We start from the raw sequence: 14,212 nt of genomic DNA on the forward strand, positions 1-14,212 counted from the left end.
AAAAAAAACACCCGTTTCTCCTGTTTGGCCCCTGCTGGGGGTTTTCCCCCTGGCCTGCGGTCGTGGGGGGGGGGGGCCCCGGGGGCCCCCGGGCCCCCCCCCACCCCGCCGGTCAGATGTCCCGGAAGATCTCGATCTGCGCGCCCACCGAGTTCAGCCGCTCCGCCAGCTCCTCGTACCCCCGGTTGATCACGTACACGTTGCGCAGCACGGATGTGCCTTCGGCCGCCATCATCGCCAGCAGCACCACCACCGCCGGACGCAGTGCGGGCGGGCACATCATCTCGGCGGCGCGCCAGCGGGTCGGGCCCTCGACCAGGACGCGGTGCGGGTCGAGGAGTTGGAGCCTGCCCCCGAGGCGGTTCAAATCGGTGAGGTAGATGGCGCGGTTGTCGTAGACCCAGTCGTGGATCAGTGTCTTGCCGTGCGCGGCGGCGGCGATGGCCGCGAAGAACGGCACGTTGTCGATGTTCAGCCCGGGGAAGGGCATCGGGTGGATCTTGTCGATGGGTGCCTCCAGCTTGGAGGGCCTGACCGTCAGGTCGACCAGCCGGGTGCGGCCGTTGTCGGCGGCGTACTCCGGCGTGCGGTCGCAGTCGACGCCCATCTCCTCCAGGACCGCGAGCTCGATCTCCAGGAACTCGATCGGGACCCGGCGGATCGTCAGCTCGGACTCCGTCACCACGGCCGCGGCCAGCAGGCTCATCGCCTCGACCGGGTCCTCGGAAGGGGAGTAGTCGACGTCCACGTCGATCTCCGGCACCCCGTGCACCGTGAGGGTCGTCGTTCCGACGCCCTCCACGCGCACGCCGAGCGCCTCCAGGAAGAAGCACAGGTCCTGGACCATGTAGTTGGAGGACGCGTTGCGGATGACCGTCGTACCGTCGTGCCGGGCCGCGGCCAGCAGGGCGTTCTCGGTCACCGTGTCGCCGCGCTCGGTCAGCACGATGGGGCGGTCCGGCCGGACCTCGTGGTCGACCTGGGCGTGGTAGAGCCCGTCGGTCGCCGCGATCTCCAGACCGAAGCGGCGCAGCGCGATCATGTGCGGCTCGATCGTGCGTGTGCCGAGGTCGCAGCCGCCGGCGTACGGCAGGGTGAAGCGGTCCACGCGGTGCAGCAACGGGCCGAGGAACATGATGATGGAGCGGGTCCGGCGCGCGGCGTCCGCGTCGATGGCCTCCAGCTCGAGCCGATCGGGCGGCAGGATCTCGAGGTCCACACCGTCGTTGATCCAGCGGGTGCGTACGCCGATGGAGTTGAGGACCTCCAGCAGCCGGAAGACCTCCTCGATGCGGGCCACCCGGCGCAGCACCGTGCGGCCCTTGTTGAGCAGCGAGCCGCAGAGCAGGGCGACGCACGCGTTCTTGCTCGTCTTGACGTCGATGGAGCCGGAGAGCCGGCGTCCGCCGACCACGCGCAGATGCATGGGCCCGGCGTAGCCGAGCGATACGATCTCGCTGTCCAGAGCCTCGCCGATGCGGGCGATCATCTCAAGGCTGATGTTCTGGTTGCCGCGCTCGATGCGGTTGACGGCGCTCTGACTCGTGGCGAGCGCCTCGGCGAGCTGGCTCTGTGTCCAGCCACGGTGCTGACGGGCGTCACGGATGAGCTTGCCGATACGTGCGAGGTAGTCGTCTTCCATGGCTGCACGCTATCTCAGATATGAGATGAAGATCGCGCCGGGGGGTGTGGGGTTCACGTGTCGCTGGGGAGCCCGGGCCGTGGGCGGCCCCCTGTCTGAAGGGTCAGGTGCCGCCCAACGGCCCGGCGTGCGGAGTACCGCCGAACAGGTGAAATTCAGCCGCGACGGCGACGCGTCGTCCTGCGCCAGCCGAAGGGGCCCGGCAGGTCCATGGACGTCGTGCGCCGGCCGGTGCTGCTCGTGGTGTGCTTCGGGCCGTGCCGTCCGCCGGTGGTGACGGACCAAGAGCGCCGGTTGATGTTCAGCCGGACGCCCGGAAGGATCTGGAAACTCTTACGGAAGGTGAGCGGCATCTGTGCCTCCTCTGTCAGGAGTACGGGTATCCCGAAGCCGCCGGGTCATGCGGGAGGCGCCCGGTTCGGAGTCGGGGCCCGGGGTGTCGTCCGTGCCGGACGGGTGCGGCGCGGGGGTCAGTACGGTCCGAAAGTGAACAGGACGACCAGAAGAAGGACCAGCAACGCCCAGCCCAGCACGCCGATGCTCCGACGCTGCGGATCGCGCCCCTGGCGCCATGGTCCGGTCTCGTGCGGCGTGTCTCCCATGACCGATGAGCTTACGCCGCGGCCCCTGTGGCGAGTTGGGCCGCCGGGCGTCCGGGGCAGGTGAAGGCTTCCGGACCGCCTGGCCCCGGTCGGGCGGCGTTCTGGGTCAGGGACGGGTCTCCACCGGATCGGGCCCCCGCACCGCGCTGGCCAGGGGGGCCAGGACGACCCATCCGGTCGTCTCGTACAGGGCCCGGCCCTCCGGCGTCGCTGCCAGCACGCCCGCAGTGGCCCCCTGGCCGGCGGCGGCAGCGGTGAGGGTGTGCATGATCAGGCGCCCCAGGCCGCGGCGCCGGTGGGCGGGGCCGGTCTCCACCTGGTCGACGACGGCGGCGCTGCCGGTGACGGCGATCCGGCCGCGCGCGGCACGGGCGCCGTCGGGGGAGTGCACCACGGCCCGCGTGACGCCGGCACCGGTCCGGGTGTGGAGCTGGTAGCCCCGGGGAAGGGCGGGCCCTATGTGGCCGGGAGTGACGCTCAGGGGGGTGGACATCAGGGCCCCGGGCCCGCCGGGGAGGGACCAGCCGGGCGCGAGCCAGGGCGCGAGCGTCGCCGGCGGCACGAGGGCCTTCAGCCAGACTCCGTGGCCGGTCGCCCTCCCGGTGATCTCGCGCACGGTCCTTTCGTCCGGGCTGGGCAGGACATGGCTCATGGCGTGCCCGGGGAGACCGATCTCGACGGTGAAGCCCCAGGGCCGGGATGACGGCACGGCCGCGCCGCGTGACACGGCCCAGCCGTGGACCCACGCCCGTACGGCCTCGGAGGTGTGGGTGAAGGGCGCGGGGGCGGTGTGGGTGAAGGGCAAGGCGCATCCTCGGAGCGGATCACGGTCCCGGAGGCAGCTGCCCAGTGCATCAGGCGCGACGGCATGTGCCCGCCGCGCATGGTGATCACGTGTGGCGCTCCGGCGTACGCACGCGTGCTTTCCAGGCGAATCGGTCCTCACCGGCTTTCGGCGAGGACCGTCCGGGCTTCGCCGCGTACGCGCGCCGTCGTGGTGCGGCGCGGAACACGGGCGCCCGGGCATGACCGCGCGGCGGCGATGTACTAGAGTTATCTCGACATCGAGATATCTGCCGAGGCGCACCGCAGCCGCCGCCCGGTAAGGGTTACCTAACTAATCCTTACCTTAGCGGATGGTGGGGGCCACAGGCGGCGCCGGCCGCACATGAGGCGCGGCGTGGTTATACGCGCACATTGAAGAAGGAGACTGTCGTGTCGGCGAACAGCTTCGACGCCCGCAGCACGCTGCGCGTGGGCGACGAGTCGTACGAGATCTTCAAGCTGGACAAGGTCGAGGGCTCCGCGCGCCTCCCTTACAGCCTGAAGGTGCTGCTGGAGAACCTGCTCCGCACCGAGGACGGCGCGAACATCACCGCCGACCACATCCGGGCGCTGGGCGGATGGGACTCGCAGGCCCAGCCCAGCCAGGAGATCCAGTTCACACCGGCCCGCGTGATCATGCAGGACTTCACGGGCGTCCCGTGCGTCGTGGACCTCGCCACCATGCGTGAGGCCGTCAAGGAGCTCGGCGGCGACCCGGCGAAGATCAACCCGCTGGCCCCGGCCGAGCTGGTCATCGACCACTCCGTCATCGCCGACAAGTTCGGCACCAACGACGCGTTCGCGCAGAACGTGGAGCTGGAGTACGGCCGCAACAAGGAGCGTTACCAGTTCCTGCGCTGGGGCCAGACCGCCTTCGACGAGTTCAAGGTCGTCCCCCCGGGCACCGGCATCGTCCACCAGGTCAACATCGAGCACCTGGCCCGCACGGTCATGGTCCGTAACGGCCAGGCGTACCCCGACACCCTCGTCGGCACCGACTCGCACACCACCATGGTCAACGGCCTCGGTGTGCTGGGCTGGGGCGTCGGCGGCATCGAGGCCGAGGCCGCGATGCTCGGCCAGCCGGTCTCCATGCTCATCCCGCGCGTCGTCGGCTTCAAGCTGACCGGCGAGCTCCCGGCCGGCACCACCGCCACCGACCTCGTGCTGACCATCACCGAGATGCTCCGCAAGCACGGCGTCGTCGGCAAGTTCGTCGAGTTCTACGGTGAGGGCGTCGCCGCCACCTCCCTCGCGAACCGCGCCACCATCGGCAACATGTCGCCGGAGTTCGGCTCCACCGCCGCGATCTTCCCGATCGACGACGAGACGCTGAAGTACCTCCGCCTGACCGGCCGCGACGCCCAGCAGGTCGCGCTCGTCGAGGCGTACGCCAAGGAGCAGGGCCTCTGGCTCGACCCGGCCGCCGAGCCGGACTTCTCCGAGAAGCTGGAGCTCGACCTCTCCACGGTCGTCCCCTCCATCGCCGGCCCGAAGCGCCCGCAGGACCGCATCGTCCTGGCGAACGCCAAGGCCAAGTTCGCCGAGGACGTACGCAACTACGTCGCGGACGACATGGAGGCGAGCAAGGAGTCCTTCCCGGCCTCCGACGCCCCGGCCGTGTCTCCCGACGGCGTCCCGTCGAACCCGGTCACCGTGACCGCCCCCGACGGTACGACGTACGAGCTCGACCACGGCGCCGTCACCGTCGCCGCGATCACCTCCTGCACCAACACCTCGAACCCGTACGTCATGGTCGCCGCGGCGCTCGTGGCCAAGAAGGCCGTCGAGAAGGGTCTGACCCGCAAGCCGTGGGTCAAGACCACCCTCGCCCCGGGCTCGAAGGTCGTCACCGACTACTTCGACAAGGCGGGCCTGACCCCGTACCTCGACAAGGTCGGCTTCAACCTCGTCGGCTACGGCTGCACCACCTGCATCGGCAACTCCGGCCCGCTGCCGGAAGAGGTCTCCAAGGCGGTCAACGACCACGACCTGGCCGTGACCTCGGTGCTCTCCGGCAACCGCAACTTCGAGGGCCGGATCAACCCCGACGTCAAGATGAACTACCTGGCGTCCCCGCCGCTGGTCGTCGCGTACGCCATCGCGGGTTCGATGAAGGTCGACATCACCAAGGACGCCCTCGGCGTCGACCAGGACGGCAAGCCCGTCCACCTCGAGGACATCTGGCCGACGGAGGCCGAGGTCAACGACGTCGTCGCCAACTCCATCGGCGAGGACATGTTCAACAAGTCCTACCAGGACGTCTTCGCGGGCGACGCCCAGTGGCAGGCGCTGTCGATCCCGACCGGCGACACCTTCGAGTGGGACTCCGAGTCCACCTACGTGCGCAAGCCCCCGTACTTCGAGGGCATGACGATGGAGACGACCCCGGTCGAGGACATCACCGGCGCCCGGGTGCTCGCCAAGCTGGGCGACTCGGTCACCACCGACCACATCTCCCCGGCCGGTGCGATCAAGGCCGACACCCCGGCCGGCCAGTACCTCACGGAGCACGGCATCGAGCGCCGTGACTTCAACTCCTACGGCTCGCGCCGTGGTAACCACGAGGTCATGATCCGCGGCACGTTCGCCAACATCCGCCTGCGCAACCAGATCGCGCCGGGCACCGAGGGCGGCTTCACCCGCGACTTCACCCAGGCGGACGGCCCGGTGTCGTTCATCTACGACGCCTCGCAGAACTACCAGGCCGCGGGCACCCCGCTCGTCATCCTGGCGGGCAAGGAGTACGGCTCCGGCTCGTCCCGTGACTGGGCGGCCAAGGGCACCGCGCTCCTGGGCGTCAAGGCCGTCATCGCCGAGTCCTACGAGCGCATCCACCGTTCGAACCTCATCGGCATGGGCGTCCTCCCGCTCCAGTTCCCGGAGGGCCACACCGCCGAGTCCCTCGGCCTGACCGGCGAGGAGTCCTTCTCCTTCACCGGCGTGACCGAGCTGAACAACGGCACCACGCCGCGCACCGTGAAGGTCACCACCGACACCGGAGTGGAGTTCGACGGCGTCGTCCGCATCGACACCCCCGGTGAGGCGGACTACTACCGCAACGGTGGCATCCTGCAGTACGTGCTCCGCAGCCTGATCCGCAAGTAAGGGCACCGCGAAGTGAGTGAGGGCCGCACCCCCCGGGTGCGGCCCTTCGCGTTCGGGTGTCCCGGCCCGCCCGGGGCCGTCGTCCGCATCGCGGCTGCGGGGGGCAGGTTCCTCGCCATGGCACAGCGCCCGCACAGCCCGTTCCCAGGTGACCGTCCGACGATGGGCGGATGCCCGGTATCCGCACCGCACCCGCCCGCGCACTCATCGTCGACGACGAGGCGAACCTGACCGAGCCGCTCTCCCTCGCCGTACGCGCCGCGAGGCGGAAGGCGGCCGTGTCACCGACGGCTGCGCACCCGGCTGTTGGTCTTCATCGGGCTCACCCTGGCGGCGGTCCGCGGGGCGTTGGCGCTGACCACCGTGCTCGCCGGACGCGGCTTCCTCCTCGGCAGCCTCGACGAGCGGGTGACCGATACCGCCGGGCGCGGGCTCCCGCGCCGTGTCCAAGGGCCGCACCCCCGGGGTGCGGCCCTTAGGCTTGAAGGTCTGATGAAGAACACCCTCACCTCGCCGGCGGCCAAGGCCGGACACGAGTCCGTGCGCCGGCACAACCTCAGTCTGGTCCTGCGCACCGTGCGCGACGAGGGCGAGGTCACCCGGGCGCGGGTGGCGAGCCTCGTGGGGCTCACCAGGGCCGCCGTCTCCTCGCTCGTCGAGGAACTCCTCGCGCTGGACTGCCTCAGCGAGTCAGGCAAGACCTCCGGCGGAGGCGCCGGGCGCCCCGGCACCGTGCTGAAGCTCTCCAGGACCGGCCCGGCGGGACTCGGGGTGGAGATCAACATCGATTACGTCTCCGTGTGCGCCGTCGACCTCACCAGTACCGACCGGGTCCGGGTCACCGAGCACACCGACCACCGGAACATCCCGCCCGCCGAGGTCCTGGCCCACGCCGCCCGGCTCACCAACCGGGTCATCGCGTCCACCCGGGAACAGGAACTGCGCGTGGTGGGCGTTGAGTTGGCCCTGCCCGGCCTGGTCTCCGGCGGTGTCGTCCGGCAGGCTCCCAACCTCGGCTGGAGCAGGGTCGCCGCCGAGGGCATCTTCGGGCAGGCGCTCAGCACACTGCGCCCGGCCGGTCGGGCACTGGCCGTCGGCTCCGGCAACGAGGCCAACCTGGCGGCCCTGGCCGAGCTGTGGTTCGGCGGACTCGGCGGCGTACGCACCTTCCTCTATCTCACGGGCGAGATCGGCGTGGGCGGCGCGCTCGTGGTGAACGGCGAAGTGCTGCGCGGCGCCCACGGGTTCGCGGGCGAGATCGGGCACGTCGTCGTCGACCCGAAGGGCCCCCTCTGCCGGTGCGGCGCGCACGGCTGCCTCGAGCAGTACGCCGGCCGGGCGGCCCTGCTGCGGGCCGCCGGCATCGACCCGGACATCGGAGTACGCGGGATCGCCGAGCTGGAGCAGTCCGCCGCGGCCGGTCAGAAGCGGGCCGTCTCGGCGCTGCGGGAGGCGGGGGACCGGATGGGCGTGGTGCTGGCCGGCGCGGTGAACCTCTTCGACCCGGAGGCCGTCGTCCTGGGCGGGATCTACCGCACCCTCATGCCGTGGCTGGAGAAGTCCGCGGACGCCCAGCTCACCGCGCGGGTGGTGTCGGGCCGCTGGCACGAGAACGGCAGCCGTCTGCGTGCCTCGTCCGTCTCCGGCGACGCGGCCCGGGGCGCGGCGGCCCGGGTGGTGCACGAAGTGCTGGACAACCCGGCGGCGTACGCGCTGCGTTGAACGCGTACGCCCCCACGGGCCGTCCCCACGTCGTTCAGCCGAGGTGGCGGCGTTCCTCCTCGGTCCACTTGGCGGTGTCGCGCGGTTCCACGTACGGCTCCTCGGCCACCGGGTGGCCGCCTTCGATGGCCCGCTGGCGGGCCATCTCCGCGTCGAACTCGAGACCGAGCAGGATCGCCAGGTTGGTGATCCACAGCCAGACCAGGAAGATGATCACGCCGGCGAGGGCGCCGTAGGTCTTGTTGTACGAGGAGAAGTAGGCCACGTACAGCGCGAACCCGGCCGAGGCGGCCATCCAGAGCAGCAGGGCGAGGACACTGCCGGGCGTCACCCACTTGAAGCCCCGCCCCCGGGCGTTCGGAGCGGCCCAGTACAGGATGGCGATCATGATCGTGACGAGCAGGACCAGGACCGGCCACTTCGCGATCGACCAGACCGCCATGGCGGGGTCGCCGACCCCGAGGGCGGAACCGGCCCGCTGGGCGACGGGCCCGGTGAACACCACGATCAGGGCGCTGAGGACCGCCAGCACCATCAGGGTCACCGTCAGCCCCAGTCGCAGGGGCAGCACCTTCCACACGGGCCGCCCCTCGGGCATGTCGTAGACGGCGTTCGAGCAGCGGATGAAAGCCGCGATGTAGCCGGAGGCCGACCACACCGCCAGCAGCAGACCGACGACGGCCATCAGCGATCCCGTGCCGCCGTTGCCCTGCAACTGCTGGACGGCGTCGGAGAGGATGTCCCGGACCGGGCCGGGGGCGAGTTCCTGGAGGTTGTCCATCACCTGCTGGGTGGCGGACCTCCCCGCGACACCGAGCAGGGAGACCAGGACGAGCAGGGCCGGGAAGAGCGAGAGCACGCTGTAGTACGTCAGGGCCGCCGCCCGGTCGCTGAGTTCGTCGTCCGTGAACTCCCGCACCGTGCGTTTCAGCACCGCCCACCACGACTTCCGGGGCATGGCGGTCGGTTCGTCGGGTGCGTTGCGCTCCACCTCCGGGTCCGGCCCGACGCGGCCCGACTGCTGGAGGGTGCCGTCCGCGCGGCCGTCGTCATGGTCGGCGCCGTCGTGGCCGCCGCGGGTGTGGTGGGCGTGGGGTTCCGGTGTGCGTGCCATGGCAAGTCCGGTAACCGCCCCAGCCGGACGGAAACCGGTTCCGCCCGGACGGATATCCGCTGGGGCGCCGTCCGGCGCCCACCGGTGAGCCGGAGAGGCACGCATGGTTCGGGGCGCGCCGGGCACGCGGGCTGTAGCCGCACCGAACGTGCGACGCGGAACAAGAGGAGGACTGGTCGTGTCATTCCTGTGGGCCATCATCGCGGGACTCATCATCGGCCTGCTGGCCAAGCTCGTCGTACCCGGTCGTCAGCCCATCCCCCTCTGGCTGACGACACTCCTCGGTATCGTCGGCGCCCTCGCCGGCAACGCGCTCGCCAGCGCCGTCGGGGTTCGCGACACCGGGGGCATCGACTGGATCCGGCACGTCTTCCAGATCGGCGTCGCCGCTGTCCTCATCGCCCTCGTGGCACCCATGTGGTCCCGCCGACGGGTCTGACCCTCCGGCGGCACACGGGTGCGGGCCCGGACCGGCTGACCAGCCGGTCCGGGCCCGCACCCGGCGTTCAGGCCCGGTGCGCCGCGATCAGCTGCTGATACCAGCGGTAGCTGTCCTTCGGGGTGCGCTCCAGGGTGTCGTAGTCGACCCGGATGATCCCGAACCGCTTCGCGTACCCCAGCGCCCACTCGAAATTGTCCAGCAGCGACCACACGTAGTACCCGCGCACGTCGACGCCGGCGTCCATGGCCGCCCTCAGCGCCGTGAGGTGGGTGCGCAGGTACTCCACCCGGTCGGCGTCGTGGACGGAGCCGTCCGCCTCGACACTGTCGAACTCCGCCGAGCCGTTCTCCGTGATGTGCACCGGCGGCAGGGCGTCGCCGTACGTCTGCTTCAGCACGGTCAGCAGATCGGTGAAGGACTCCGGGACGACCGGCCATCCCATGGCCGTCTTGCGGACGTCCGGGTAGTTCCCCTCCGCGTACCGGTTGTCCGTGGCCACGCGCAGCGCCGGGTCCGCCTCGCGGTGCGGGGCGGCGGCGACGACGATCGGCCGGTAGTAGTTGATGCCGAGGAAGTCCATCGGCTGGGAGATCAGCTCCAGGTCGCCCTCGCGGCGGAAGTCCTGGCCGGTGATCAGCTCGCCCCAGGTCTCCTCCTCGGTGGCCGGGTAGCGGCCGGCGAGGAGCGGCTCGGTCCACACCAGGTTGTGCTGGGTGTCCGCCCGGACGACGGCGGCGAGGTCGGCGTCCGACTCGGTGGCCGGGACGTTGCGGTCCAGGTTGAGCGTGATGCCCGCCTCGCGGACGCCCGCCGCGCGCAGCGCGTTCATCGCGTGGCCGTGACCGACCAGCAGGTGGTGCGCGGCGGCCAGCGCCCCGCGCCCCTCCTGGGCACCCGGCGCGTGCCGGCCCACGGAGTAGCCGAGGAAGGCGCTGCACCACGGCTCGTTGAGGGTGATCCAGCGCGGCACCCGGTCGCCGAGGTGCTCGGCCATGATCGCGGTGTACTCACCGAAGCGCTCGGCGGTCTCGCGTACCCGCCAGCCGCCCTTGTCCTCCAGGGCCTGCGGCAGGTCCCAGTGGTAGAGGGTGGCGGCCGGCTCGATGCCCGCCTCCAGGAGCGAGTCCACGAGCCGGGAGTAGAAGTCCAACCCCTTGGGGTTGACCGCGCCGCTGCCCGTGGGCTGGATGCGGGACCAGGCGATCGAGAAGCGGTAGGACTCCACGCCCAGGTCGCGCAGCAGGGCGACGTCCTCGGGATACCGGTGGTAGTGGTCGCACGCGACGTCGCCGGTGTCCCCGCCGTCCGTCCTGCCTGGCGTGTGGCTGTAGGTGTCCCAGATGGACGGGCCGCGGCCGTCTTCATCCACGGCGCCCTCGATCTGGTACGAGGCCGTGGCCGCGCCGAAGACGAAACCGGGCGGGAAGACCGGGAAGTCACTCATGGGGAACCCTTACTTGACCGAGCCGCCGGTGATCCCGGCGGCGATGTACTTCTGGGACAGGACGAGGAGAACGGCTGCCGGCACCGCGGAGAGCACCGAGGCGGCCATCACCGAGCCCCAGTCGCCGACGTGCGCGCCGATGTACTGGTAGATGCCCAGCGTGATCGGCTTGACGTCGTCCGTGGTGTTCAGCGTGAGGGCGAACATGAAGTCGCTCCACGCGTACAGGAACGAGAACAGCCCGGCGGTGATCAGCGAGTTGCGGCTCATCGGCAGGACGACCTGGACGAACGTACGGATGCGGCCGGCGCCGTCGACCTCGGCGGCCTCGATGACCTCGCGCGGGATGGACACCATGAACGAGCGCATCAGCACGATCGCGAAGGGGATACCCAGTGAGGCGTCCGCCAGCATCAGGCCGAAGTAGGAGTTGACCAGGCCGAGGTCCACGTACGCGCTGTACAGGGCGTTCGCGATGACGATGCCCGGCACCATCTGGGTGATGAGCGTGCCGAAGACGATCGTCCTGCCGCCGCGCACGTTGAACTGGGCCAGGCCGTACGCCGCCGGCGCGGAGATCGCCAGACAGATGGCCACGGCGCCGAGCGCCACGGCCAGCGAGGTCAGCAGGTTGCCGCCCTGCTCGGTGATGGCGGAGGTGAAGCCGGAGAAGTCGATGCCCGTCGGGACCGGGCCCACGTCGACCAGGCTCGCGTCCGGCTGCAGCGCGGTGTTGATCATCCAGTACAGCGGGAACAGCATCACCGCGAGGACGACGACGCCGAAGACGGTCGCACCCCAGCGGCGCTTCGGCCGGTGGAGGGCGGGAGCCGGGGCGGCGGGGATCTGGGTGGTGGTCGCCATGCCGGTCACTTCCCCTCGTTGCGGTTGACCCGCAGGTAGAACACCGCGAAGACGGCGGAGATCAGGATCAGGATGTTGCCGACCACGGCGCCGGCTCCGAAGTCCATCTGGACGAAGGAGTTCTGGTACGTGAGCGTGCCGAGCGTCTGGGTGGAGTCGGCAGGCCCGCCGTCGGTGAGGGCGAGGACCAGGTCGAGGATCTTCACCGTCGACATGAAGCCGAGCACCAGCACCACGGTGATGACGGGCTTGAGCATGGGCAGGGTGACCGAGCGGAACGTACGCCAGGCGGACGCGCCGTCGAGCGCGGCGGCCTCGTTCAGCTCCTTGGGAACCTCCTGGAGGCCGCCGTAGAGGATCACCATGTTGAACGGGATGCCGATCCAGATGTTCACCAGGATCACCGAGACCAGCGCCATGCTGGTGCTCGTCAGCCACGGCGTGTCACCGGGCAGGCCGATGGTGCCCAGGAAGGAGTTGAGGACACCGGTGTCCTGGTCGAAGATGCGCCGCCACACGATGCCGGAGACGACCATCGGGACGAGCCACGGCAGCAGGATCAGCGAGCGCAGGATCCCGTTCAGGGGGAAGCGGCGGGTGAAGAAGACGGCGAGGGCCAGGCCGATGCAGAACTGGCCGACGAGTGAGCCGACCGTGAAGAGGATCGTCTGCCACAGGGCCTTGCCGAACAGCCCGTCCCCGAAGACGTTGCTCCAGTTGTCCGTGCCGTTGAACGGCGCCTCGCCGGTGAAGAACGTGGACGGCGAGTAGTCCTGGAAGCTCATCACGATGTTGCGGACGAGCGGGTAGCCGAAGAACAGCGCCATGAAGATCACGGCGGGGGCGATGAACCCCCACTGGGCGAGCGTCCTGCGCCGCTTGGCGCTCCGTGGGTCCACGGGCTTCTTGACCGCGGCGGCGGAGGCCTTCGGGCCGGCCGGCGGCGCGGCGGCTGAGGCTGTGCTGGATGACATGGTTCGTTCCCTCAGTTCCCGCTCATGACCTGCTGCTGGGCACGCTTCAGAGCGGCCTCGCTGGACTCGCCGGTGAGCGCGGACTGGAAGGCGCTCTGCAGGGCCAGCGACACGGACGACCATTGTGCGCCGACCTTCGCGGTACGCGAACGGGCGGTGGAGACCTGACCGGCCAGGGCCGCGAGCTCCGGTGCCTTCGTACGCCACACGGCGGCGGCCTTCGTGTTCGCCGGGACCATCCAGCTGTTCAGGGCGTAGGTGATCTGCTCCTCCTCGCCCGCCATGCAGCCGATGATCCTGGCGGCTGTCTCCTCACGTTCGGTGTCCCCGGTGTTGGGCACGGTGAGCACACCGCCGCCCAGCGGACCGACCGAGTCGTCGCCCGCCTCGGGGACGGGGATCTCGGCGATGCCCCAGTTGAGCCCCTTCTTGGCGTTCAGGGTCTCCACCTGCCACGGGCCGTTGATCATCATGGCCGCGTTGCCCGCCATGAACTGGTCGTTCACGTCCGCCTGGGTCCAGTTGACCGTGGACTTGGAGAGCGAGCCGTCCTTCAGGAGCGCCTTCCAGTAGTCCAGGGCTCCGGCGACCTCCGGGGTGTCGAGCTTCGACTCGTCACCTCCGTTGGACCACATGAACGGCGTGAACTGGAAGACACCGTCCTCCGCGCCACCCGCGCTGAGCGCCAGACCGTACCGCTTGCCCTGGGTCAGCTTCTTGGCCGTCGACTGCATCTCGGCCCACGTGGTGGGCACCTCGAGACCGGCCTTCTCGAGGGTGTCCTTGTTGTAGAACAGCGCCAGGGTGTTCACCGTGCGCGCGGCGCCGTAGTACTTCCCGTCGAACGAACCGAAGTCGACGATCCCCTCGGGGATGTCCGTCGTGGTCAGCCCGAGGTCCTTGAGCGGGATCAGGCCGCCGGCCTCGGCGAACGTCGGCATCTCGGAGGCGTCCAGCTGGAGGACGTCCGGCAGCGACTTCGAGGACGCCATGCGCAGCGCCTTCGTCATCAGCTGCGAGGCCGGCACGCTCTGCTGCTCGATGGTGACACCGAGCTCCTTGCTGCAGCGCTTGAGCGTGTCCCCGTCCCAGCGGTGGTACGACTCGTCGGTCGAGGAGTTCATGACGGTGTAGACGTCGTCGTCCCGCTGCTGGCCGCATCCCGACAGGACGGTGCCGGCGACGATCGCGGAGACGACGGTGAGGGGGACGACGATCCGCCTGGTGCGGCGGCTGCGGCGTCGGATCCGCCCGTCCGGGGATAGTTCTGTCACGGTGGTGCCCTTGCGGTAAGAGGGTGGCCGGGCCCATGGGAACGCTCCCACGGGGTTGTCGTCAAGCCCCTGCGCGGATCCGGCGGTGTCACGGCGGGGAGGTGGTGGGGCGCCCGGTGGTTCGCCGGGCGCCGTGTGGGTGGGTCAGCGGACGTTGAGGAGGTGTTCCATGGCGAGCTGGTCGAGGGCTTCGAAGGCCAT

General features: G+C 70.1%; 12 protein-coding genes. 3 read left to right on the forward strand and 9 right to left on the reverse strand.

Annotation, left to right across the window (positions count from 1 at the left end; translation table 11 throughout):
• Nucleotides 1-112: 112 nt before the first annotated feature.
• From ACFYSH_RS28905 to ACFYSH_RS28920, 4 genes are all read right to left on the reverse strand, one after another.
• On the reverse strand, nt 113-1,642 hold the full coding sequence (locus ACFYSH_RS28905) for a UDP-N-acetylglucosamine 1-carboxyvinyltransferase (RefSeq protein WP_359479157.1): 1,530 nt from the start codon (nt 1,640-1,642) through the stop codon (nt 113-115).
• A gap of 155 nt (nt 1,643-1,797) precedes the next feature.
• Nucleotides 1,798-1,995 carry a DUF4236 domain-containing protein gene (locus ACFYSH_RS28910; protein ID WP_359479154.1) on the reverse strand — a complete coding sequence of 66 codons (198 nt, stop codon included), beginning with the start codon at nt 1,993-1,995 and terminating at the stop codon, nt 1,798-1,800.
• Between the two features lie 117 nt (nt 1,996-2,112).
• Nucleotides 2,113-2,244: a hypothetical protein gene (locus ACFYSH_RS28915; RefSeq protein ID WP_388756305.1), complete on the reverse strand. Its 132-nt coding sequence runs from the start codon at nt 2,242-2,244 to the stop codon at nt 2,113-2,115.
• A 106-nt stretch (nt 2,245-2,350) separates the two neighbouring features.
• Entirely contained in the window at nt 2,351-3,049 is a 699-nt protein-coding gene (locus ACFYSH_RS28920) for a GNAT family N-acetyltransferase (protein ID WP_359479148.1), read from the reverse strand.
• Nucleotides 3,050-3,459: 410 nt separating this feature from the next.
• On the opposite strand from ACFYSH_RS28920, the gene acnA reads away from it, so the two are divergent.
• Nucleotides 3,460-6,177, forward strand: coding sequence for an aconitate hydratase AcnA (gene acnA, locus ACFYSH_RS28925; protein WP_359479145.1), 2,718 nt, complete (start codon nt 3,460-3,462; stop codon nt 6,175-6,177).
• 492 nt (nt 6,178-6,669) lie between these two features.
• Nucleotides 6,670-7,899, forward strand: coding sequence for an ROK family protein (locus tag ACFYSH_RS28930; RefSeq protein WP_388756319.1), 1,230 nt, complete (start codon nt 6,670-6,672; stop codon nt 7,897-7,899).
• 34 nt (nt 7,900-7,933) lie between these two features.
• Here the strand turns inward: ACFYSH_RS28930 and ACFYSH_RS28935 are convergent, their stop codons facing one another.
• On the reverse strand, nt 7,934-9,013 hold the full coding sequence (locus ACFYSH_RS28935; RefSeq protein WP_359479139.1) for a YihY/virulence factor BrkB family protein: 1,080 nt from the start codon (nt 9,011-9,013) through the stop codon (nt 7,934-7,936).
• Nucleotides 9,014-9,191: 178 nt separating this feature from the next.
• On the opposite strand from ACFYSH_RS28935, the gene ACFYSH_RS28940 reads away from it, so the two are divergent.
• On the forward strand, nt 9,192-9,452 hold the full coding sequence (locus ACFYSH_RS28940) for a GlsB/YeaQ/YmgE family stress response membrane protein (RefSeq protein ID WP_359479136.1): 261 nt from the start codon (nt 9,192-9,194) through the stop codon (nt 9,450-9,452).
• Between the two features lie 67 nt (nt 9,453-9,519).
• On the opposite strand, the gene ACFYSH_RS28945 is transcribed toward ACFYSH_RS28940, so the two are convergent.
• From ACFYSH_RS28945 to ACFYSH_RS28960, 4 genes are read right to left on the reverse strand one after another with little or no spacing between them, the layout of a single operon-like run.
• Nucleotides 9,520-10,899, reverse strand: coding sequence for a GH1 family beta-glucosidase (locus tag ACFYSH_RS28945; RefSeq protein ID WP_359479133.1), 1,380 nt, complete (start codon nt 10,897-10,899; stop codon nt 9,520-9,522).
• 9 nt (nt 10,900-10,908) lie between these two features.
• Nucleotides 10,909-11,763: a carbohydrate ABC transporter permease gene (locus tag ACFYSH_RS28950; protein WP_359479130.1), complete on the reverse strand. Its 855-nt coding sequence runs from the start codon at nt 11,761-11,763 to the stop codon at nt 10,909-10,911.
• Nucleotides 11,764-11,768: 5 nt separating this feature from the next.
• A complete protein-coding gene (locus ACFYSH_RS28955; RefSeq protein WP_388756310.1) occupies nt 11,769-12,737 on the reverse strand; it encodes a carbohydrate ABC transporter permease in 969 nt (322 codons plus the stop codon).
• 11 nt (nt 12,738-12,748) lie between these two features.
• Complete coding sequence (locus tag ACFYSH_RS28960; protein ID WP_388756313.1) at nt 12,749-14,011, reverse strand: ABC transporter substrate-binding protein; 1,263 nt, start codon at nt 14,009-14,011, stop codon at nt 12,749-12,751.
• Nucleotides 14,012-14,212: the final 201 nt, after the last annotated feature.

The organism is Streptomyces sp. NPDC005791, from assembly GCF_042871485.1.
Lineage (GTDB): Bacteria > Actinomycetota > Actinomycetes > Streptomycetales > Streptomycetaceae > Streptomyces.